23 protein-coding genes and 1 pseudogene are annotated in these 20,412 nt (G+C 51.7%); 16 read left to right on the forward strand and 8 right to left on the reverse strand.

Annotated elements, in window-relative coordinates; genetic code table 11:
- Positions 1 to 44 precede the first annotated feature (44 nt).
- From thrS to ACP86_RS16360, 8 genes are all read left to right on the forward strand, one after another.
- On the forward strand, positions 45 to 1,970 hold the full coding sequence (thrS, locus tag ACP86_RS16325) for a threonine--tRNA ligase (protein ID WP_008170491.1): 1,926 nt from the start codon (positions 45 to 47) through the stop codon (positions 1,968 to 1,970).
- Positions 1,967 to 2,512 (forward strand): translation initiation factor IF-3, encoded by a 546-nt coding sequence (gene infC / locus ACP86_RS22220; RefSeq protein ID WP_075267677.1) that lies wholly within the window; start codon positions 1,967 to 1,969, stop codon positions 2,510 to 2,512. Before thrS ends, infC begins: the two co-directional genes overlap by 4 nt.
- Before the next feature lie 95 nt (positions 2,513 to 2,607).
- The gene (gene rpmI, locus ACP86_RS16335; RefSeq protein WP_007151842.1) at positions 2,608 to 2,799 is read left to right on the forward strand and encodes a 50S ribosomal protein L35; all 192 of its coding nucleotides are present in this window, start codon (positions 2,608 to 2,610) and stop codon (positions 2,797 to 2,799) included.
- A 50-nt stretch (positions 2,800 to 2,849) separates the two neighbouring features.
- A complete protein-coding gene (gene rplT, locus ACP86_RS16340; RefSeq protein ID WP_008170485.1) occupies positions 2,850 to 3,203 on the forward strand; it encodes a 50S ribosomal protein L20 in 354 nt (117 codons plus the stop codon).
- Positions 3,204 to 3,355: 152 nt separating this feature from the next.
- Entirely contained in the window at positions 3,356 to 4,354 is a 999-nt protein-coding gene (pheS, locus tag ACP86_RS16345; protein WP_008170484.1) for a phenylalanine--tRNA ligase subunit alpha, read from the forward strand.
- A 60-nt stretch (positions 4,355 to 4,414) separates the two neighbouring features.
- Positions 4,415 to 6,787 (forward strand): phenylalanine--tRNA ligase subunit beta, encoded by a 2,373-nt coding sequence (pheT, locus tag ACP86_RS16350; RefSeq protein ID WP_008170483.1) that lies wholly within the window; start codon positions 4,415 to 4,417, stop codon positions 6,785 to 6,787.
- 3 nt (positions 6,788 to 6,790) lie between these two features.
- On the forward strand, positions 6,791 to 7,093 hold the full coding sequence (gene ihfA, locus ACP86_RS16355; protein WP_007151838.1) for an integration host factor subunit alpha: 303 nt from the start codon (positions 6,791 to 6,793) through the stop codon (positions 7,091 to 7,093).
- Positions 7,074 to 7,439 carry a MerR family transcriptional regulator gene (locus ACP86_RS16360; RefSeq protein WP_008170477.1) on the forward strand — a complete coding sequence of 122 codons (366 nt, stop codon included), beginning with the start codon at positions 7,074 to 7,076 and terminating at the stop codon, positions 7,437 to 7,439. The genes ihfA and ACP86_RS16360 overlap by 20 nt, the downstream gene beginning before the upstream one ends.
- Positions 7,440 to 7,507: 68 nt before the next feature.
- Here ACP86_RS16360 and ACP86_RS16365 read toward each other — a convergent pair whose 3' ends face one another.
- Positions 7,508 to 7,696, reverse strand: coding sequence for a DUF2892 domain-containing protein (locus ACP86_RS16365; protein WP_053114790.1), 189 nt, complete (start codon positions 7,694 to 7,696; stop codon positions 7,508 to 7,510).
- A gap of 130 nt (positions 7,697 to 7,826) precedes the next feature.
- Here ACP86_RS16365 and ACP86_RS16370 point away from each other — a divergent pair, with 130 nt between their 5' ends.
- The 3 genes from ACP86_RS16370 (at position 7,827) to ACP86_RS16380 (ending at position 11,203) form a co-directional block, all read left to right on the forward strand.
- The gene (locus tag ACP86_RS16370; RefSeq protein WP_227507738.1) at positions 7,827 to 8,447 is read left to right on the forward strand and encodes a Crp/Fnr family transcriptional regulator; all 621 of its coding nucleotides are present in this window, start codon (positions 7,827 to 7,829) and stop codon (positions 8,445 to 8,447) included.
- 275 nt (positions 8,448 to 8,722) lie between these two features.
- A complete protein-coding gene (locus ACP86_RS16375) occupies positions 8,723 to 10,072 on the forward strand; it encodes a tyrosine-type recombinase/integrase (RefSeq protein WP_053114792.1) in 1,350 nt (449 codons plus the stop codon).
- 3 nt (positions 10,073 to 10,075) lie between these two features.
- Positions 10,076 to 11,203, forward strand: a complete 1,128-nt coding sequence (locus ACP86_RS16380) for a hypothetical protein (RefSeq protein ID WP_053114793.1) — start codon at positions 10,076 to 10,078, stop codon at positions 11,201 to 11,203.
- A 52-nt stretch (positions 11,204 to 11,255) separates the two neighbouring features.
- Here the strand turns inward: ACP86_RS16380 and ACP86_RS16385 are convergent, their stop codons facing one another.
- From ACP86_RS16385 to ACP86_RS16405, 5 genes are all read right to left on the reverse strand, one after another.
- Positions 11,256 to 12,206, reverse strand: a complete 951-nt coding sequence (locus ACP86_RS16385; protein WP_053114794.1) for an inovirus-type Gp2 protein — start codon at positions 12,204 to 12,206, stop codon at positions 11,256 to 11,258.
- Positions 12,207 to 12,347: 141 nt separating this feature from the next.
- Positions 12,348 to 12,851, reverse strand: a complete 504-nt coding sequence (locus tag ACP86_RS23510; RefSeq protein WP_053114795.1) for a DUF3987 domain-containing protein — start codon at positions 12,849 to 12,851, stop codon at positions 12,348 to 12,350.
- A 2-nt stretch (positions 12,852 to 12,853) separates the two neighbouring features.
- Positions 12,854 to 13,375 (reverse strand): DUF3987 domain-containing protein, encoded by a 522-nt coding sequence (locus tag ACP86_RS23515; RefSeq protein ID WP_053114796.1) that lies wholly within the window; start codon positions 13,373 to 13,375, stop codon positions 12,854 to 12,856.
- Positions 13,368 to 13,856, reverse strand: a complete 489-nt coding sequence (locus tag ACP86_RS23520) for a DUF3987 domain-containing protein (protein ID WP_053114797.1) — start codon at positions 13,854 to 13,856, stop codon at positions 13,368 to 13,370. The genes ACP86_RS23515 and ACP86_RS23520 overlap by 8 nt, the downstream gene beginning before the upstream one ends.
- Before the next feature lie 24 nt (positions 13,857 to 13,880).
- Positions 13,881 to 14,108: an AlpA family phage regulatory protein gene (locus ACP86_RS16405; RefSeq protein ID WP_053114798.1), complete on the reverse strand. Its 228-nt coding sequence runs from the start codon at positions 14,106 to 14,108 to the stop codon at positions 13,881 to 13,883.
- Between the two features lie 279 nt (positions 14,109 to 14,387).
- Here ACP86_RS16405 and ACP86_RS16410 point away from each other — a divergent pair, with 279 nt between their 5' ends.
- From ACP86_RS16410 to ACP86_RS16425, 4 genes and pseudogenes are all read left to right on the forward strand, one after another.
- On the forward strand, positions 14,388 to 14,732 hold the full coding sequence (locus ACP86_RS16410) for a hypothetical protein (protein WP_053114799.1): 345 nt from the start codon (positions 14,388 to 14,390) through the stop codon (positions 14,730 to 14,732).
- 99 nt (positions 14,733 to 14,831) lie between these two features.
- A complete protein-coding gene (locus tag ACP86_RS16415; protein ID WP_053114800.1) occupies positions 14,832 to 15,794 on the forward strand; it encodes a DUF932 domain-containing protein in 963 nt (320 codons plus the stop codon).
- Between the two features lie 92 nt (positions 15,795 to 15,886).
- Positions 15,887 to 16,882 (forward strand): lambda-exonuclease family protein, encoded by a 996-nt coding sequence (locus ACP86_RS16420; RefSeq protein WP_227507739.1) that lies wholly within the window; start codon positions 15,887 to 15,889, stop codon positions 16,880 to 16,882.
- 61 nt (positions 16,883 to 16,943) lie between these two features.
- Positions 16,944 to 17,859, forward strand: a pseudogene (locus ACP86_RS16425) (hydrolase or metal-binding protein).
- Position 17,860: 1 nt separating this feature from the next.
- Here ACP86_RS16425 and ACP86_RS16430 read toward each other — a convergent pair.
- Positions 17,861 to 18,142: a helix-turn-helix domain-containing protein gene (locus tag ACP86_RS16430; protein ID WP_053115552.1), complete on the reverse strand. Its 282-nt coding sequence runs from the start codon at positions 18,140 to 18,142 to the stop codon at positions 17,861 to 17,863.
- Positions 18,143 to 18,362: 220 nt separating this feature from the next.
- Here ACP86_RS16430 and ACP86_RS16435 point away from each other — a divergent pair, with 220 nt between their 5' ends.
- Complete coding sequence (locus tag ACP86_RS16435; protein WP_053114802.1) at positions 18,363 to 18,896, forward strand: hypothetical protein; 534 nt, start codon at positions 18,363 to 18,365, stop codon at positions 18,894 to 18,896.
- A gap of 114 nt (positions 18,897 to 19,010) precedes the next feature.
- On the opposite strand, the gene ACP86_RS16440 is transcribed toward ACP86_RS16435, so the two are convergent.
- The gene (locus ACP86_RS16440) at positions 19,011 to 20,336 is read right to left on the reverse strand and encodes a P-loop NTPase fold protein (protein WP_082220576.1); all 1,326 of its coding nucleotides are present in this window, start codon (positions 20,334 to 20,336) and stop codon (positions 19,011 to 19,013) included.
- Positions 20,337 to 20,412 lie beyond the last annotated feature (76 nt).

Here is a 20,412-nt window from a genome sequence, read left to right on the forward strand (position 1 = left end):
GTCTCTGGTATAGATCACCGCTGAGTAACCAACAGGAGCCTTTCATGCCCGTCGTAACCCTGCCCGATGGTAGCCATCGCAGTTTTGCCGAACCCGTAACCGTTCATGATGTCGCCGCCGATATCGGCGCTGGCCTTGCCAAAGCCGCCCTTGCCGGAAAGGTGGATGGCCAGCTCGTGGACACCAGTTATCGCATCGAAAACGATGCCGAGCTGGCAATCGTCACCGAGCGTGATGAAGACGGCGTTGATATCATTCGCCATTCTACGGCGCACTTGATGGCCATGGCTGTCCAGGAACTGTTTCCAGGAGCCCAGGTCACCATTGGCCCGGTTATCGACAATGGCTTCTACTACGACTTCAAGTACGACCGCCCGTTCACCAATGAGGATCTGGCGCGGATCGAGAAGCGGATGGAAGAGCTCTCCAAACAGGACTTGCCGGTTTCTCGCTCCATCATGTCCCGCGATGAGGCGATCAAGCTCTTTGAGGATATGGGCGAAGAATACAAGGTCCGTATCATTCAGGACATTCCCGGCGATGAGGACCTTTCATTTTACAGCCAGGGCGATTTTATCGACCTGTGCCGCGGTCCCCACGTTCCCAGCACCGGCAAGCTGAAGGCCTTCAAACTGACCAAGGTGGCCGGCGCGTATTGGCGTGGCGACACCAGCAATGAGCAGCTTCAGCGCGTGTACGGAACCGCCTGGGGTAACAAGAAAGATCTCAAAGCCTATTTGCACCGTCTGGAAGAGGCCGAGAAGCGGGATCACCGGAAGGTCGGCAAGAAGCTTGGCTTGTTCCATATGCAGGAAGAAGCACCGGGCATGGTTTTCTGGCACCCGGATGGCTGGTCGCTGTATCAGGAAGTTGAGCAATACATGCGCCGCAAGCAGCAGGAGCATGGCTACAAGGAGATCAAGACACCACAGGTGGTGTCACGGACCCTGTGGGAGAAGTCAGGGCACTGGGACAAGTTCAAGGACGACATGTTCACCACCGAGTCGGAGAAGCACGACTACGCCATCAAGCCCATGAACTGTCCCTGCCACGTGCAGGTCTTCAACCAGGGTCTGAAAAGCTACAAGGATCTGCCCCTGAGACTGGCGGAATTCGGCTCCTGCCACCGGAACGAGGCCTCCGGGGCGCTGCATGGACTGATGCGTGTTCGGGGCTTTACCCAGGACGATGCCCACATTTTCTGCGAAGAAGATTCTATTCAGCAGGAAGTCTCGGCATTTATTGAAATGCTGCACGAGATCTACACAGACTTCGGGTTTACCGAAATCCTGTACAAGCTCTCAACCCGTCCGGAAAAACGGGTTGGCTCCGATGAGGTCTGGGACAAGGCGGAAGCCGCCCTGGAAGAAGCGTTGAATCGCGAAGGGGTAGACTGGGAATTGCTGCCAGGCGAAGGCGCCTTCTACGGACCCAAAATCGAGTTCTCGCTGAAAGACTGTATCGGACGGGTATGGCAGTGTGGCACTATTCAGGTGGACTTCTCGATGCCGGGTCGTCTGGGTGCGCAGTATGTTGCCGATAATTCCGAGCGGAAGACCCCGGTCATGCTGCACAGGGCGGTATTGGGATCCTTTGAACGTTTTATTGGTATCCTGATCGAGGAATACGAAGGTGCATTCCCGACCTGGCTGGCGCCGACTCAGGTGGCTATCCTCAATATCACCGATAATCAGCGTGATTATTGTCAGAATCTGGCGAAAAAGTGGGATTCTTTGGGCTATAGGGTTAATGCTGACTTGAGAAACGAGAAGATCGGCTTTAAAATCCGCGAGCATACTCTTAACAAGGTTCCCTACCTTGTCGTTGTCGGTGACAAAGAAGTCGACAACAACGCCGTTGCGGTGAGAACCCGCAAGGGCGAAGATTTGGGAACTTTATCGCTTGAAGCGTTTGAGCAATTCTTAAGTGAAGATGTTGAACGCAAGGGCAAAACAAAGACGGAGATCTGATTATTAAACAGCGAGCGAATCGGGGTGGGCGCACACCAAAGGCGCCTATCAATGAGAATATTGACGCAACCGAAGTCCGACTGATTGACGCAGAAGGCAATCAGGTCGGTGTAGTACCAATAGAGGATGCTCTCAAGCAAGCAGAAGAGGCATCTCTTGACCTGGTCCAGGTTACGGATTCCGATCCGATCGTCTGTAAGATAATGGACTACGGCAAGAAAATCTTCGACGAGAAGAAGGCCAAGGCGGCTGCCAAGAAAAAGCAGAAGCAGACGCAGGTCAAAGAGCTTAAGTTCCGTCCAGGAACTGAAGAAGGGGATTATCAGGTCAAACTACGCAACCTGGTACGTTTCCTTGAAAACGGGGACCGCGGCAAAATCACTATCCGCTTCCGTGGCCGTGAGATGGCACACCAGGAAATTGGTATGCAGCTCATGCAGCGCATAGAAGCAGATATTGAAGAGCTTGCCCAGGTAGAGATGCGGCCGAAAATGGAAGGCCGGCAGATGACCATGGTTGTGGCGCCCCGCAAGAAGAAGTGAACCTGATCGGGTGCTTGTCCCCCGCGCATGCGGGGGATTTGTCGTTCAGGGGCACATTATTGTTTATTTAAAAATAGAATGCGGAGTTTTAAAAAATGCCTAAGATGAAAACCAAAAGCGGAGCCACCAAGCGGTTCAAGAAAACCGCCACCGGCTTCAAGCACAAGCAGTCCTTCACCAGTCACATCCTGACCAAGAAGAGCCCGAAGCGTAAGCGTCAGCTGCGCGGCACCAAGCTCATCGCCAAGTCGGATGTTGCATCTATCAAGCGTATGACCGCGTGCTGATCCAGCCGCGAGTATCATTCCTTAGAAAGTACAGGTAGAAGGATTAAAGTATGGCTCGTGTAAAACGTGGTGTGGTCGCACGCCGTCGTCACAAAAAGATTCTCAATCAGGCCAAAGGTTACTACGGCGCTCGTAGCCGGGTATTCCGTGTAGCCAAGCAAGCGGTTATCAAGGCCGGTCAGTACGCCTACCGTGACCGTCGTAACCGCAAGCGTGCTTTCCGCGCTCTGTGGATTGCCCGTATCAATGCTGGTGCCCGCGCTAACGGTCTGTCTTACAGCCGTCTGATCGCTGGTCTGAAAAAGGCTAACGTTGAAATCGATCGTAAGGTTCTGGCCGATCTGGCCATGAACGAGCAGCAGGCGTTTGCCGCTGTTGTTGAGAAGGCCAAAGCGTCCCTGTGATCGCTTAGCTCTTTCATCGATTGCTGATCGATATGGGCGTCTCATGATTTCATGACGGCGCCTCCTGATAGGGGAAGGGCACGCTCTTCCCCTATTTTTGTTTTTGAAGTTACGTTTTTAAGCACTTCCATTTCTGGTTTGGAGCAGGGTCAATGGAAAACCTGGAGCAACTGGTTCAGGACGGGCTGGCAGCAGTTGATAGCGCCGACAGCCTGCAGGCACTTGATCAAATTCGTGTTGAGTATCTTGGCAAGAAGGGTGTGATTACCCAGCAGGCGAAAACTCTGGGCAAGCTTTCTGCTGAGGAGCGCCCTGCCGCCGGCCAGAAAATCAATGAAGCCAAGGGGCAGGTCGAAGAAGCCATCAATGCCCGGCGAAGCGATCTTGAACGTGCCGCCATCGAGCAGAAACTTGCCAGTGAATCCATTGATGTGACTCTGCCTGGCCGTGGTCAGGACCTGGGTGGATTGCACCCGGTTACCCGCACCCTCCAGCGGATCGAGCATTTCTTCGCCCGGGCCGGCTATACCGTCGAGCAGGGGCCCGAGATCGAAGACGATTACCACAACTTCGAGGCCCTCAACATCCCTGGCCATCACCCTGCTCGCGCGATGCACGATACGTTCTATTTTAACCCGGGCACCCTGCTGCGAACTCACACTTCGCCGGTACAGATTCGAACCATGGAAGCGGGCAAGCCACCATTCCGGATGATCTGCCCGGGCCGGGTTTACCGCTGTGATTCGGATATGACGCACACCCCCATGTTCCACCAGGTGGAGGGGTTGCTGGTCGAGAAAAATGTCAGCTTCGCGGATCTCAAAAGTACTGTTGAAGAATTCCTGCGAGTGTTCTTTGAGCGGGACCTTCAGGTCCGCTTTCGGCCCTCCTATTTCCCGTTTACGGAGCCCTCCGCAGAAGTGGACATTGAATGGGGTCGGGAAGCCGATGGCAGCATCAAGTGGCTTGAAGTCATGGGTTGCGGAATGGTGCATCCCAAGGTGTTTGAATATTGCGGAATCGATGCCGAGGAATACCGTGGCTTCGCATTCGGTCTGGGGGTAGAGCGCCTGGCCATGCTTCGCTACGGCGTGAACGATCTGCGTATGTTTTTCGAAAATGATCTGCGCTTCCTGCGCCAGTTCCGTTAACCGGCAAGATCACGGCATCCAATCAAACAGGCATAACCGCATCAGGACAAGGCAATAACCATGAAATTCAGTGAACAGTGGCTGCGCGAGTGGGTTAACCCGCAAATCGATACCCAGGAATTAATGGACCAGATCACCATGGCAGGTCTGGAAGTGGACGGTTTCGAGCCGGTGGCCGGTCAATTCAGCGGCGTGGTCGTTGGAGAAGTTCAGTCAGTAGGGCCACATCCTGATGCAGACAAGCTGCGGGTTTGCCAGGTCAGTGATGGTGCCTCCGAGGTTCAGGTGGTCTGTGGCGCTCCCAATGTCCGTGAAGGTATGAAGGTTCCTTTTGCCGTGGTGGGGGCGGTTCTGCCCGGTGATTTCAAAATCAAGAAGGCCAAGCTTCGCGGTCAGCCTTCTGAGGGCATGCTTTGTTCCGAGTCAGAGCTTGGGCTCTCCGATAATCACGATGGCCTGATGGAGCTCCCGGCGGACGCACCGGTGGGGCAGGACGTGGCCGATTACCTGAAGCTGAACGATGTCACCATTGATGTGGATCTGACTCCGAATCGCGCCGATTGCCTGTCTATCAAGGGTATCGCCCGTGAAGTGGGTGTTCTGAACAGCATGCTGGTCAACAGCCCGGCAATCGAGCCCGTGGAATCGGTGCACTCTGAAGTGCCTGATATCCGGGTGGAGGCGCCGGCAGGCTGCCCGCGGTACCTTGGCCGTATTCTGCGCAATGTGAACCTGCAGGCGGAATCGCCCCTGTGGATGCAGGAAAAGCTTCGCCGTTCAGGTATTCGCTCCATTGATGCCGCCGTGGATGTCACCAACTACGTCATGCTGGAACTAGGCCAGCCCATGCACGCCTTCGATCGTGACGAAATCCAGGGCGGGATCGTTGTCCGCATGGCGCGAATTGGTGAAAAGCTCGTTCTGCTGGATGGTCAGGAGGTCGAGCTCACCCAGGGAACGCTGGTGATCGCGGATCATGAGAAGCCGATTGCCATTGCCGGTGTCATGGGCGGTGAGCATTCCGGAGTCAGTCCGAAAACGCGGGACCTGGTGCTGGAATCCGCTTACTTCGATCCGATTACGCTGGCGGGCAAGGCTCGTCACTATGGTTTGCACACTGACGCATCGCACCGGTTCGAGCGAGGTGTTGACTACAAGTTGGCGCGGGATGCGATGGAGCGGGCCACCCGGTTGCTGATGGACATCGTTGGTGGTGAGCCTGGCGAAATCGTCGAAGTTGCCAGCGATGAGGATATTCCCGAGGATCGGGTTGTCGACCTGCGATCCCGCCGGCTTAACGATGTTCTGGGTATGGAAATTGATCGCACCACCGTCGAGGAGATCCTGACCAGGCTCGGCCTGCGGGTGGAAAAGCTCCTGAAAGACGGCTGGCGTGTCAGTGTGCCCAGCTTCCGCCCGGACATCTCTATTGAAGAAGACCTGATCGAGGAAGTCGGTCGAATTTATGGCTACAACAATCTGCCTGTAACCGAGCCTACGGGCTCACTCGGTCTGCGCCCGGAGCAGGAAGCTGTTCGCCCGGTATCGGCCATCCGCAACTTCTTTGTGGATCATGGGTACCAGGAGGCGGTGACCTACAGCTTTGTCGATCCTAAGGTTCAGCAACTGGTGGACCCCGATCGTCAGGGCATCGCGCTGGCCAATCCGATTTCTTCGGATCTGTCGGTGATGCGTACCAGCCTCTGGAGTGGCTTGTTGAAAACCGTGGCCCATAACCAGAATCGCCAGCAGCCGCGCATACGTCTGTTCGAAACCGGTCTGCGCTTCCTCCAGGAGGGCGAGCGGATTGATCAACAACCGATGTTGGCCGGTGTGGTGGTTGGCAGCCAGTATCCTGAAAACTGGGCAAACGGTCGCAGAACCGCGGATTTCTTTGATGTAAAAGGGGATTTGGAGAGTCTGTTCAGTCTGCTGGGCATTGAGATCCATTTTGTTGGCAGCCAGCATCCTGCGCTGCACCCGGGACAGACTGCAGAACTCATGCGCGACGGCGAGCACGTGGGCTGGCTGGGGACTCTGCATCCACAAGTTCAGAAAAATCTTGAACTTAATGGCACGATCCTGATGTTTGAGCTATTCTTGAATTCAATCGTTACCGGATATGTGCCTAATTTCAAAGAAATTTCAAAATTCCCGGAAGTTCGTCGGGATTTGGCTATTATTATCGGAAGCGAGGTAGCGTTCGCCGATGTGGAGCGTGTAGCGAGAAAGCATGCCGGCGAGCAGCTGACAGCGTTGCGTGCGTTCGATGTCTATGAGGGCGAGAGTCTGGGTGAGGGTAACCGAAGCCTGGCTCTGAGTCTGTTCTGGCAGCACCCCGAACGTACATTGAACGAGGATGAAGTGCATTCGCTCTTCAACGGTGTGATCGACGCATTGAAAGAAGAGCTGGGGGCAACACTGAGGAGTTGAGAGATGGCGGCTTTGACGAAAGCGGAAATGGCGGAGCGGTTGTACGAGGAATTGGGCCTGAACAAACGCGAAGCCAAGGAAATGGTAGAAGCTTTTTTCGATGAGATCAGAGGCGCTCTCAGCCACAACGAGCAGGTGAAGCTGTCGGGTTTCGGTAACTTCGATCTGCGGGACAAGAAGCAGCGGCCGGGACGGAACCCGAAAACCGGTGAAGAGATTCCGATCAGTGCACGGCGTGTCGTTACGTTTCGCCCGGGACAAAAACTAAAGCAAAAAGTAGAAGCGTATGCTGGAACCCAGTCATAACAACGAACTTCCCACCATTCCGGGGAAGCGTTATTTCACCATTGGTGAAGTAGCGGAGCTGTGTGCTGTGAAAGCACACGTCCTGCGGTATTGGGAGCAGGAGTTTCCGCAGCTGTCGCCGGTAAAGCGTCGGGGCAACCGTCGGTACTATCAACGGGCGGACGTTATTACCATCCGCCAGATTCGTAGCCTTCTCTATGACCAGGGCTACACTATCGGTGGCGCGAAGCAGAAGCTGAGCAGTCACGAGGTGAAAGACGATACCTCCCAGTACAAGCAGCTGATCCGGCAGATGATTACAGAGCTGGAAGAGGTGCTCGAGGTTCTCAACGCGCCGGTCAAATAATGCTTCCGAAGCTTTGAAGAAAAAACGGGATAGCGAGAAGCTGCCCCGGTTTTTTTATGCCTGCAGGTTTATTGCTTCTTGCAGGTCTTGATGCCCAGAATTGAATAGGCGGGGCAGTTGCCCACTGCGGCAGTGGCCAGAGGAACGATGCCAATCCAGCCCCAGGCGGTTTGTGGGCCCACAAATACGAGCGCCAGAAGTACAATGCCGACAATGGCGCGTATGATACGGTCCGCAGATCCCATATTGATGCTCATGATCCATTCTCCTTGGTTGATTTGAGGCAGTAAGGCCACTCTAACGCCTGCTCCCGGGCTGTTCAGTGATAAAGTCACACAAGGAAAAGCACTGGATAAGCTAGTCTCGTTAACTATGGAAAAACTGACGTTGCAACACAGCATTCTTGAAACATTGCCGGAATCCCTTCGGCGGGACGCTCTGAACGGACTGCAGGCGATTCAATTTGAGCATGGAAAGGTGCTTTTTAGAGCGGGAGATCCGTGTCAGGGCCTTCCACTGGTGCTCCATGGCAGTGTAAAGGTTCAGATGACAGGGCTGTCGGGGAATAGCATCGTCCTGTACCGGATGGGCGCGGATGACATTTGCACGCTCTCGATCGGGTGCCTGATGACCGGTGACGGCTTTCGCGCAGAGGCCGTGGTTGAGGAGGATGCCAAAGTGTTGATGGTGCCCAGGGGGTTGTTCGATCGGCTCATGGACCAGTCCGCCGATTTCCGGCTGGGCATAATGGAGTCTTACGGTCGCCGCCTGAACGATCTGATGCTGCTGGTGGAGGAGGTTGCGTTCAGGCGAATGGACGAACGACTTCTTCACTGGCTTGAGGCAAGAGCCGGGCACCGCGCAATCACCATCACCCACCAGGAGCTTGCCATTGAGCTCGGCACAGCGAGAGAGGTGATAAGCAGGCTGCTCAAAGAGCTTGAGCGAAAGGGCAGGTTGCGTCTCGCGCGCGGCAAAATTGAATTTACGGGTTCGTTTGCCGAGTAAGTGCCTATAACAAAAAGCCCGGACCTTTCGGCCCGGGCTTTTTGTCGGAATCTGGTCGGGACGGTAGGATTTGAACCTACGACCCCTTGCACCCCATAAAGGTACATGGCCATCCAATAGGGTCTAATCCAATCCACCCCAAAAGCCTTTCTCGCTGATTTAATTGATTTTTCCATTTTGTGTTTTCTAACGGAATCCAATACCATCCAGTTTAAGCGATCGAGAAACGGTGACCAAACGGTGACGAGAATCCGGCCTCAACTAAGTGGATGGTAATGGGAACGATTACAGATAAGCAGATGAACTCCAAGCCAGGCAAGTCTGTCTGGTTGACTGAGGATGCTCCAAGAGGCTGTGGGCGTTTTATGGCTCGTATTCTGAAAAGCGGAGATAGGCTGTTTTACTTCCGATATACCAATTCGCAAGGTGAACGGGTTTTCCTCCCTGTAGGCAACTACGACCAGTCAGGTAAAGATGGCTTAACCTTGCGCGAAGCGCGAACGAAGGCCGGTGAGCTATCTCGCTTATATCAGGCTGGCATTCGGGATTTGAGGGAGTATTTGGAAGCGGAGGAAGATGCACGTAAGGCCGCACATGAGGCGGAGATGGCCAGGCTGCTGGCTGAGCGAGAGGCCGCAGAAGCAGAAAAGGCACGCCAGGCCGCCCGTAAGACAGTGAAAGAGCTTTTCGAACATTGGGCGGATATTGACCTTAAAAACCGGAAAGATGGCGGTGCAGAGGTTCGTAGGCTCTTTGAAAAGGACGTGCTTCCTAAAATTGGTCAGCTTGCGGTTGAAGACGTCAAAAAGGGTAATGTCACAGAGGTCGTCGATGCGCAGCTTAGTCGCGGTGTGACCCGCATGGCGAAGCTAACACTGAGCCTAATCCGGCAGATGTTTCGTTTTGCAGTTGATCGAGATTTGATCGAGTACGACCCCACAGCCAGTATCCGAAAGTCAAAAATTGGAGGCAAAGAGGTAGAGCGCGACAGGGTGCTGACTGATGATGAAATAAAAGCATTGGCTAACCAGATTCCCGATGCGCAAATGCTGCCTTCCACCTCAATCGCTATCTGGATCATGCTGACAACCTGTTGCAGAATCGGTGAGCTGATTAAAGCGAAGTGGGTCGATGTGGATTTAAAACAGGGAGTTTGGAAGATTCCTGCGGAAAACAGTAAGAATGGTAAGCCGCACGAGATTGCTTTATCCAGTTTCGCTGTGGCTTGGTTTAAAGACTTGGAAAAGCTATCCGGGGATTCTCGATGGTGTTATCCGAACTCATCCGATACCGGCCCAGTCTGTCCCAAATCAATCACTAAGCAAATTCGTGATCGACAGCTTCCCACCGGTAAAGAGCCAAATAAGGGGCGAAGCTCAAAAGCTCAAGCACTCGTTCTTTCGGGTGGAAAGTGGACCCCACATGATCTCCGGCGAACAGGGGCAACAATAATGACCGCGCAGGGAGTGATACCCGAGGTGGCTGAACGTTGCCTCAACCATACTGAAGAGAATAAAGTGAAACGAGTGTACCAGCGTCACAGTTATGGCCCTGAAAAGAAAGAAGCTTGGGATTTGCTGGGCGCTCATATACGGAAACTCTTTCACATCGGCATAGGTAATTGAACAGTGCATTCGTCAGCGGGTGATCCAAGCTATAAGAGCCAGGAAGATCTGGCTGACGTTGAATATCTCAAGAAATTATGGGACGAAGAAAAAGGTAGTTTCTTCGATGCATTGGCTGAGGCGAAGACAGGCGTGTGGACGTATTGTCCTCCACACTACCGAGTTTATATGAAGACTCTTTACCTTGATCGACAAGGTAAGGTTATTACTTGCACTTACTGCGCATTGGACGTGTTCAATCCCCTGATTAAATTAGAAGCCTCCACACTCACGGATATTGAGAAAAACGGCAAAGCGAGAGTATCGTGGTCTGAGGGAGTTGCAGACGCGAGTTATAATAAAGTTATTGTTAATGTTAATTACAGTGATGGTGACGAGAAAAGAACTTCGATTGAAATAACAGCCCCAATGCCTGTAATTACGAGAGGAAACACTGACTCTTTTAGTGTTCGGTCATTCGGTAATCGGTATTACTCATCGAAACAACTGTATGTTTTCTCGGAGTTTAAGGTGGGAGAACAGCCTGGAGGTTCGGTAAAGTTATTAGATGAGATGTCCTTCGATGTCACTCTCGCAGACTTGTGGGTCGCAGAACGAGAGGCTGATATTTTATCCGGTGGATCGTATTTTAGTAAAAGGCAGTTAAAAGATATACTTTCAAGCGATTGGGTTAGTAGGTCAGTGAAAGATTTGAATAGGATTGCTTTTGAATATAAGGCCTATAACGAAGAAGGCGATAGAAAAGGAATCTCAAAAGAAATAATCAAGGAAGAGCTTTCCGTATACTTGCGCATAAGAAACAAGCAAAAGTTGAAGAGTGCCTTTGATATCGCAGTCGGCACTTGGTCAGCTTACCGAAAGGGAATATTTGGTGATTCTAAGGATGGACGGATAAATCTATTAGATATCGTTAATAGGTTGGTAGAAATCGACCATGACGCGAGTTTACACAACCGCAACCGGTCGTATTATGCTCAAAAAAATGCTTGCCCAGAATTTGATGAAGCTTTTGAAAATAGGCGCCAAGATGCTGGAGCCTTTTGGGTTTGGGTGGAAAAAGAATTGAGTGTTTTTACGACCAAAAAATGGGGAGCAATCTCGAAACACATTAGTGAGTTTATAAGGAACTAGGCTTATTTCCTGATTAAATTTTGGGTCCTGGACTTCTATATTAAATAGGTAGTCATTTTTTCCTTTTTCTGCCACGTTTATCTTTTTCTTTTGGCATCATTCCTCGAAAGAAAGTCCGATGGCCTTGATTGTTCAAAGCATTCAAAGAGTAGTCTGTTTTTGCTAAATAGTAGGCCGCGAATTTAAGATTGTCGATTTTGTCGAGATCCCAGTGCTCTACACGTCCAATTCCATAATATTTATAGCCCGAAGGGTCGGTTGCGTTGCAATTGTGGTATCCTCCTTGACCCTTTGTTACCTCGTGTTTCCAGTGTTCTCCAATCATTTTGGCTAAGGTGACGTGTTTCTGATGCTTTGATCCATCGAAAAAAAGCATAACGTGAAAATGATAACCACGATAATGTCCATGCTCCAGTTTCCCTATAAAGCCTTCCGGATTAGGTATTTTTTTAGACTCTCTCAAATCTCTGCGGAGTCGGCTCCAAAATCCTGTCATGTCGTTAAGTAAATCACTAATGAAGTTGACTTTGTATGGGTCGATCCTTAGACGTAGGTCAATTCTAACAACTACAATTCGTGCGTACTTTTTTAGATGAGCATCAATATATTTGGAGCAGCTATTTTCTCTTTTTAACTCTAATTTTCGGTTGCGCCTTATAATGCGCTTAAAATCTTTAGTCGAGGCGTAATCCTTTAACGACTGGTAAAAGTCGTTGAAAAATTTATTGTCATCTAAGTTTCCTGAAAGAAGTTTTTTTACATCCTGATCTATAACAAATGGTGATATAGTTGAAGTTTTTGCTGAAAAGAATGCCTCTACATAGGGGTTCATCCCATAGAGTGGGGCGTCAATAGATAATCCCTCCTCTGAGATACCCAGAAGTCTTACTATCTCTCGTTTGCTTGGTCGTGATAATGATTCTCCTTTGGCGATCTTTTTTGATAGTGTTGCTATATCATCTAGATCCTTGATGGTGTCTAATGATTCGTGTACGTATGTCATATTATCTCTGTCTCTCTCTATCTATTTATTTATGTATCTTCTAATAACGTAATAGAATAAGTACCAGAATTGAATTCGCTTGTTTACTGATGATACGGCCTGAATTCCGGGAAATTCAGACCGTTAAATTAGGCGTCCTCTTTATGCTGGAAGATTAGGCATCGTGTCGATTAGATGCCTGTTCTTCTCATCAACGAAAACTCGAATGTATCCGCTACATTCAAGGTATTCTAGCGCGTCCCTGAATTGCGCCGGTTTCCTCACTGCTGAAGGACAGTACTGCCTGGTGTGTCTCTTTGGGATATATCGCTGATTTCGGCTACGGACATTACTTGTTAGCCAATCGTTAAGAATCATGGCATTGACGACGTGACTCGGGGTGTGATCGAAAATCATCATGTATTCATTTGAGAAAAATACGCATATATGAACGGCGGCATCCAACGTTTCATAGCTGATATCACCGTTCTCGTTGTTCACAGCGTGTAATATCCCCGCCACCCGGACTATATTCTCCATGAGCTTGGATGCGTGATCCGTTGCATTGGCATAGATACCGCCAGGCCTCATATTGACCTCAATTTCGTTGCTGATAGCGACACATAGGTCTGCAGCACGATCACCTAATTTCAGGAGGTTCTTCATAGTCAGTCACCCTCGTATGCGAAGGATTTTTCGATCAGCTCGCGGATCCGCGTAAAATATTGCGCCGGCCCCGAGCTGGCTTTTTTGTCACGCGATATCTGTCTGTAACCTATCGTTGAAAGCGGTCCGCACACTAGGGTTCGTGCCCACAAACCTGCCGCTTTGGCTAGGTCAGATTTGCGGTCTCGATATTCTTGGAATGGGCCGGGCTGAATTGAGAGCAGGAAAGCCATCCGCTGCCCGCTGAGAGTGAAGGACTCAGAGGTTTTTCGTTCGACTTTAATGGGCATTCCACTCCAAGAAGAGTTCAGTGCTGACATCCCAGGAGTGACCAACTGGTTGAGGGTACCCGTTCCCTCGTCGGCCAGGACGCAAACGTTTTTTGTGTTCTGATGCATTCCCTTAAGTAAGCCCTGCACAGTTGTGTCGTCGTAGATCGTCTGGCGCCCTCGCGGTTTGGGTGGTTCATTTTGCAGGTGGTCGTAGTAAAGATGACGAACTTTTTCAGTCTTTGGGCTAGTCATCTGTATTCTCCTCATTCATGGCTAGGACAATGTCGCGTTCGATTGCTTTGCTGAGTCTTTTTTTCAACTCCTTGCGGTGAATCTCCCAAATCTGGAAGTCTCGTTGCCACTGTAATATCCGTTTTTGGTGCTCCTTTTCCGCCGCTATCTCTGCCTCTTGAATTGGTTTAAAGAAGTAATTGATTAAGCTTGATTTCCTCTCGCCAGAGTCGGCGATCAATAGTCCATAAAGCGACAGGGATGTTTGCCCTCCCGCTGGTCGTTCAACGTCGTACAGGGATTGAGTCGCAGTTGAGGCCGCAACAAGACATACAAGTAGTGTTAAGGGAGGAGGAGCTTGTACCTCTTTGAGCGCCTCATTGACGGCATCTCCGATCAGGCCCAACCGCGACAGGTCTGGTAGTCCGCTGTAACGTTCAAACAAAGTTTGCTGCCCCGGTATTGCGGCCAAGCGTCTCGGAAATTTTTCATTCTGTTGCATAGGCATCACCCTTATTTTGTGAGGTCATTTACATCTTGATTTCTCAATCTGGAGCTCCATCCAAACTTCGATCTCATCTTCGATCCACGCCACTGCTCCACCTCCGATCCGGATTTGTTTCGGAAAAGCTGCGTCGTAGTACTTGGAGCTCTTCTTGAGCCGGTTATAGATTGATGCGCGAGACAGGCCGGTTTTTTCGATCACCGCTTTCAGCCGAATGAATCGAATTTTTCGTTTGGATGTACTGGTCATGGAATGCCTCCTCAACAATCTGAGTAAAAGCATAAATCGGCATACGTTCGTAACGCATTGTTATTCCAAAGATATTCCAGAGTATTCCAGGAAGGTCAGGTAGCTCAGAGTTAAGAGAAAAAGGAAAAGAATAAAAAGGCTCGAACCACTGCTACGACCGCTACGCGTAGCAGTCGTAGCAGTGAAACTGCCCATCCCAAAAGTTTTCGGACCTATATCACTCCTGTGAACCACGGCAATAACAATGCCTTCCCTCCCAATTCACAGAGGTAATTCCCGATGTCTGAAAAATGCCCCAACTGCCTGTCAGGGCGTATTGGCAGGAATAACTACGGCAAGAAAACTGCCGGTGTGGTCGGTGCTTCTGCCGGTACCTATGGTGGTTATGCGGCTGCCACAGCTGGTGCCCAAGCGGGCGCTGCCCTTGGGATCGTTGCCGGTCCCGTCGGTGCGACCGTGGGCGGTATCGGCGGTGCCGTCATTGGCGCTCTGCTGGGGGGCGCGACGGGCGCTTCCGCTGGCGTAATTCTCGGCGACGTTCTGGATGAACGGGTGCTCGACAACTACCGTTGCCTCGACTGCGGCTACTCCTTCAGCGATGACCCTGGCTCCCCCGGGCGATAACTCCACTTCCCAAGGGCGCGGTCGGTCTCCCTCGGGTGAAAAGATCACTTCCACGGGAAAGTCTTTAATTTTCATAATAAATTTCTAAGGAGCACAAGCATGGCTCACCTCATCGAACAAATGGCCTACGTAGGCCAAACCCCTTGGCATGGCCTGGGGAATGAACTGACGTCCAATCAGCCCTTGGAGGTCTGGGCAAAGCAAGCCGGTTTGGACTGGACGATAAAGGAAAGCCCGGTTCGCTTCGTGGCGAACTCGGGTGGACCACTCGGGGAGATCCTCTCCTACCCAGATTCCAAAGTACTTTACCGCTCGGATACAAAGGCGCCGTTATCGGTCGTTGGTAATCGATTCAAAGTGGTCCAGCCTGAGGAAATCCTGGAGTTCTACAGGGACCTGACAGAGGTGTCTGGTTTTGAGCTGGAAACCGCCGGTGTGCTGAAAGGTGGTCGCAAGATGTGGGCACTGGCCCGCACTGGTCAATCTGGCATGCTCAAAGGCAACGACCAGACTAATGCCTACGTGCTATTGGCCACGGCCTGCGACGGCACTATGGCAACCACTGCTCAGTTCACCAGTATCCGTGTGGTGTGCAATAACACTCTAGCGGTCGCCCTGAAAGGCTCAACGGCCAACGCCGTGAAGGTTAAGCACAACACTGCCTTCGATGCTGATTTGGTGAAGAAACAGCTCGGAATCTCGGTCTCAGGCTGGGACCAATTCATGTATGGCCTGAAGACCCTAAGTGAGCGAAAGGTGAAGACTGCTGAGGCCAGGAACTACTTCCTGAAGGTATTCACCGATGATTCCGGGAGTGGTGTTGGTAAAACTAACGAGCGATCCATGGCCAAAGCACTATCCCTCTATGAAGGAGAGGGCATGGGAGCCACTTTGGCTTCATCTGAAGGCACGGCCTATGGGTTGCTGAATGCTGTGACGGAATTCATCGATCACCAACGCAGGGCCAAGACTGTGGACCACCGGTTGGATTCCGCCTGGTTTGGGACCGGTGCGGCCTTGAAGAACCGCGCATTGGAGCAGGCGATGTCACTTGTGGCCTGAGCCAATCCTACAAATCGCAAAACCGCCATAAAGCCCACCGGAGCCTGACGCTCTGGTGGGCTTTTTTATGTCCGGAGGAAAACACCATGGGCATGAGTGTAAACACAGTTCCGAAACAGCGACCAGCATTGCGCTTGGTCTCCACTAAAGGCCTAAGCCGGGATGAATGGCTGAAGGTCCGCAAGCAGGGCGTTGGTAGTAGTGATGCCGCAGCAGCCGTTGGCATGAATCCTTATCAGTCGCAGCTTGAACTCTGGATGATTAAGACCGGCAGAGACGCAGGCCTACCAAAACCGGATTCGGACGATCCCGCGTCGCCAGTCTACTGGGGCCATATCTTGGAACCGATTGTGGCTGAGCAGTATAGCCAGCAGACCGGCCGCAAGGTTCGCCGGGTGAATGCTGTGCTTCAGCACCCTGATCCCGACAAGCACTGGATGCTGGCCAACCTGGATTACTCAGTCGTGGCCGATGATGACGTGCAGATCCTGGAGTGCAAAACGGCAGGGGAGTTCGGCTCACGTCTTTGGAAAGAGGGTGTGCCGGATTACATCCAGTGCCAGGTTCAGCACCAGCTGGCCGTCACGGGCAAGCAGGCGGCAGACGTGTGTGTGCTGATGTGCGGCCAGGAATTGAAGACCTACCGCATTGAGCGGAATGAAGAGCTCATCAAGGCGCTGTACGTGCTGGAGCGGCAATTCTGGGATTTCGTGGAAACAGATACGCCGCCACCGGTTGACGGGACGGACTCTGCAGAACGTGCATTGCGCCATCTTTACCCGGTGGACAGAGGGGAGACCCTGGACTTCAGCCAAAGCAAGGAGCTGTCCGATGCTTTCGACGAGCTGCTGGCAATCCGTTCGGAAATGGAAATTCTCAAATCCACTGAATCCCACCTGAAACAGCGAATCGAGAGCCAGATGGGCGAAGCCTCAAAGGCAATCTTTTCAAGTGGCAGCGTGAGCTGGAAACGCAGCAAGGATTCCGTGGGCCTCAACGTGAAGCAGCTCCTGAAGGATAAGCCAGAACTATTGGAGCAATACCCACTGAAGAAGCCAGGAAGCCGTCGATTCCTCATCCAAGCATGAATACCCCATTGGCCACGCGGGCGTGACGAGTGCCCGTGGCCGTTTTTTCAGGAGAGTCATCATGATTAAAGGTTTAGCCATCACGCCTCCCGTACTGGGGCGTATTAGCATCGGTCGGGTCGTTGAAAAGAACGGTATCCGACTACCTAAGAAAGACGATCAATTCACCATCACCTCTCAAATCCAAGAAAAGGATGGTTGGGTGCTTCATCCCATAGATGAGGAACTGAGAAAGGAGGCTCCCAACGGAAAGCTGCGTACGATCCCGGTGCGAATGCTCTTCAACGATGCGGATCTCAATCTACGGGCTGAGTACACAATGTTCGACCGCAAAAGCGGGCGACCCATGTGTGTCGGCAACGGCGACACCTGTAAGCGCCTGACGCAATCAGGAGTGCAGTCTTTGCCATGCCCTGGGCCAACGCTCTGTGAATTTGGCAAAGGGGGGTTGTGCAAGCCCTATGGCCGTCTGAACGTCAAGATCGGTGACGACGATGATCTCGGAACCTTCATCTTCCGCACGACCGGGTACAACAGCATACGTACGCTCGCCGCCAGGTTGAGCTACTACCAAGCAGTCTCTGGTGGTCTATTGGCGTACATGCCGTTGGAATTGAAGTTACGAGGTAAGAGTACAGCTCAGAGTCATCGAGCGCCGATTTACTATGTTGATTTGGTTATAAGAGGGGGGGGGGGCTTTGGAGGAAGCGGTGGGTGAAGCCAAGGAGAATGCCCGAGAAAAAGTTGAGGGTGGGATTGATCAGGCGGCGCTAGATGCTGCGGCGGCAAAAGGTTTCGATAATGGAGAGTTTGACTTCGATGATGACCTGACGGACGTAATGGAGGAGTTCTACCCTACACTGAACCAGGCGCCTCAAGTTGCCGCTGACGCAACGGCAATGCCGGGGCTTTGGAGCAGAATGCAGGCGGTATCTTGTCAGGTGGGAGGGACAAAGAGCCAAGCAAATGAGGTTTGAACTAACTTTCGCCAGGGCTAACGTCTGTGGCATTGGGGCTTGATATATAGAGCCGTTCTGCCACTTGCCATAGCTGCGATGGAAGGCAGCCTAATCCATCTGCCAGTCTCCAGACCGTCACGGTCGAAGCCTTCGCTGCACCCCGTTCGATACCGGAGACGAAGGATCTGGCAAGACCGGTTTTTTCAGCGAAGTCCTCTTGGGTTAAGCCGATTTCGACGCGCTTGATTTTAACGGCTCTTCCGAACGCCAGTCCAACCCTAACAGCCTCTTCCGTCTTCATTACGACATCCTTGAGTGTCGTGAACTTGACGCAAATTCTTAGGTTTTTGAGTTGGACACACCACGCTCTAGTGGATACGATCAGACCTTTATAGAGGTCATTTTGGTTGTTTCTATGGATAAACGTTAGGAATAACCGATCTTTCGCATTAGTTGCGGGATATTTGAGCATTTTTCAGAGATCGTGGCATCCGATATACACTATCAAAAAGGACGAGAATATGAATCTGCATACAAAGCTTGCAGCCATAGTTGTTTCTTCTGCAGTGCTCACGGCCTGCGGTGAAGTCGGCGCCGTAAAAGATGCTCCATTCATCATGGAGCAGACAATTACGGTAGGTAAGGCCCTTGAAAATCGCCCCATTTGCGAAGATACCTCTTGGAGCGAAGAAACAGATCAGTACGACCGCACAATTGTGGAGTACCGTTGTAGGTTGAAAGGTTCGGAGGCGTACTTTTCGGATACTGATGCTGAGTACGCTGAAGAGTACTTCCGAATGATGAATGTGGATGAAGGAATGCTCTACGCCGACGGAGGCGTTTATATAATTCGTGAGAATGGTGAGGAAGTGACACACTCGTACTTACGTGAGTTCCATCGGAAGGAAGGGGTTTTAAGTAAACACATGGAGTGGGCTTTAGAGGAGGTTTTGGCCCAAAAAATCAATTCATACGAAGAGAATACTTTGACATCCTACCTCCCCAGATACTGGCCGGATATCCGAACTTATAAAAAATTGGTTAATGAGGGTTAGTCGAACAGCGCACTGAAATGCAGTGAGCTTTCAGCGTTGAATATGCCGTTACGCCCGTCCCCGATGAGACACAGGCGTAACGGCGTCGCTACCCTGACAAAACACCCCACGCGATTAATGTCCATAAGGTGCCGAATCCGAATTAGGACGATAGCCAAGCAAGCTAAGCGTCGCTCCTACAGTATCCAGAAAATTCGAACGGAAGTTTTTGCTCACAAGATCAGTTGCTGCGCTCAGAACTGGAGTCCAGTAGGTCACCTGGGTATGATGCGCGTTATCCTCCTCAACGAGTTCTTTGGATCTCCGGTGAAGCCTCGACAATCCACTTTGCCCGTCAAGCACAAGGGTCAGCACCGCCCTGAAATATGCCTCCTCTCCAATAGATTCACGGAATAACAGCTTGGACCTTTGAGCGATTGCCTCCCACACCTCGTCGGCAGTTACCTTTTGGTTTAGGAGTGATTCGAAAAACTTCGGGTCGTGTTGCTTTTGCACGAGCAACCACAGAATAACTCTCGAGAGCAGCGGGGGAATATTCGAGTTTGCTGAGTACACAGCTCCCGATTCGAGCAGCAGCCTTTCGATGTCGCGCAAAGAAAGTTCGTAGGATGTTGCAAGGCGTGTAATGAAATCAGCAGAAAAGGAATTTCTGGCAGTATTCTGGAGGCCCCTGCCTTCGAATATGTCTGCCATGCCTAGTCTTGTGATCGTGTTGCGGCAGAAAGCATCGACGTTCGGCTCGGGAAGCTTTAGTTGCAGGTGGAAAAACTTGTTCAGGTACCGGTGGCCATCGTAGCCCTGACCGTAGTGGCCTTTGACGGTTTCTCCAAGCTGGGCGATATCGACGCCGATTACGAAAACAATGCCGTCAACATTAAAGAAGTGCTTGATGGATTCCAGAAGCTCAACAGCATAGGTCGGCCTGCAGCGATCAAGCTCGTCCACGATGATGATCAGAGGAAAGCCGCTTTCCTGTTCCTCGAGTTTTTTGGCGTAGGCGTGAAGAGAGTCGCGGAACCGGCTAGCGGAAAGTTTTGCGTTCTCGTGATCCGCCAGTTTTTTTTCGACAAGCTTCTCCGAGAGGTCATCGACACCCTCGATGTCAACTAAGCCACTGGTTAACAGCTTCACTGCCAGAGGGCCTACGTGCCTGAGCAGCTCGCCGCCTTTCGATTTAATCTGCTCAATTGATCTGGAACTGGCGTGGTCATCGGACAGCTGGCCGCTGAGCTCCTGAATCAACGCAACGAGGGCATCTTGAGTGTAGTCAACCTCCCATGCGCTGAATTTAACGACTTTTGCGCCCTGTGACCGGAGTGATACCGTCCACATGTCGAGAAAGCTGGTCTTGCCTGTTCCCCAGGGGGCAGTAAGAGAAATGACGGCTGGGCCTTCTGCTTGCTTTACAAGATTGGTCAGGCGCTCACCTGTGTCGCTCAGTGGGAAGGCACTAGCCGCCCATGGATCGTCGTCGGGATCTCTAGTTTTTTTGGCTCGAACCTCATCAGTCCCTGTG

The organism is Marinobacter sp. CP1, from assembly GCF_001266795.1.
GTDB lineage: Bacteria > Pseudomonadota > Gammaproteobacteria > Pseudomonadales > Oleiphilaceae > Marinobacter > Marinobacter flavimaris.

Bases quoted from the DNA above. Each gene is read 5' to 3' on its own strand.
- ACP86_RS16375 (WP_053114792.1), top strand. From the start codon at position 8,723: ATGGGAACGATTACAGATAAGCAGATGAACTCCAAGCCAGGCAAGTCT.
- ACP86_RS16420 (WP_227507739.1), top strand. From the start codon at position 15,887: ATGAGTGTAAACACAGTTCCGAAACAGCGACCAGCATTGCGCTTGGTC.
- ACP86_RS16435 (WP_053114802.1), top strand. From the start codon at position 18,363: ATGAATCTGCATACAAAGCTTGCAGCCATAGTTGTTTCTTCTGCAGTG.
- ACP86_RS23515 (WP_053114796.1), bottom strand. From the start codon at position 13,375: ATGACTAGCCCAAAGACTGAAAAAGTTCGTCATCTTTACTACGACCAC.
- ACP86_RS16415 (WP_053114800.1), top strand. From the start codon at position 14,832: ATGGCTCACCTCATCGAACAAATGGCCTACGTAGGCCAAACCCCTTGG.
- ACP86_RS16385 (WP_053114794.1), bottom strand. From the start codon at position 12,206: ATGACATACGTACACGAATCATTAGACACCATCAAGGATCTAGATGAT.
- pheT (WP_008170483.1), top strand. From the start codon at position 4,415: ATGAAATTCAGTGAACAGTGGCTGCGCGAGTGGGTTAACCCGCAAATC.
- ACP86_RS16365 (WP_053114790.1), bottom strand. From the start codon at position 7,696: ATGAGCATCAATATGGGATCTGCGGACCGTATCATACGCGCCATTGTC.
- ACP86_RS16405 (WP_053114798.1), bottom strand. From the start codon at position 14,108: ATGACCAGTACATCCAAACGAAAAATTCGATTCATTCGGCTGAAAGCG.
- ACP86_RS16410 (WP_053114799.1), top strand. From the start codon at position 14,388: ATGTCTGAAAAATGCCCCAACTGCCTGTCAGGGCGTATTGGCAGGAAT.
- rpmI (WP_007151842.1), top strand. From the start codon at position 2,608: ATGCCTAAGATGAAAACCAAAAGCGGAGCCACCAAGCGGTTCAAGAAA.
- ACP86_RS16430 (WP_053115552.1), bottom strand. From the start codon at position 18,142: ATGAAGACGGAAGAGGCTGTTAGGGTTGGACTGGCGTTCGGAAGAGCC.
- pheS (WP_008170484.1), top strand. From the start codon at position 3,356: ATGGAAAACCTGGAGCAACTGGTTCAGGACGGGCTGGCAGCAGTTGAT.
- ACP86_RS16360 (WP_008170477.1), top strand. From the start codon at position 7,074: ATGCTGGAACCCAGTCATAACAACGAACTTCCCACCATTCCGGGGAAG.
- ACP86_RS23510 (WP_053114795.1), bottom strand. From the start codon at position 12,851: ATGAAGAACCTCCTGAAATTAGGTGATCGTGCTGCAGACCTATGTGTC.
- thrS (WP_008170491.1), top strand. From the start codon at position 45: ATGCCCGTCGTAACCCTGCCCGATGGTAGCCATCGCAGTTTTGCCGAA.
- ACP86_RS23520 (WP_053114797.1), bottom strand. From the start codon at position 13,856: ATGCAACAGAATGAAAAATTTCCGAGACGCTTGGCCGCAATACCGGGG.
- ihfA (WP_007151838.1), top strand. From the start codon at position 6,791: ATGGCGGCTTTGACGAAAGCGGAAATGGCGGAGCGGTTGTACGAGGAA.
- rplT (WP_008170485.1), top strand. From the start codon at position 2,850: ATGGCTCGTGTAAAACGTGGTGTGGTCGCACGCCGTCGTCACAAAAAG.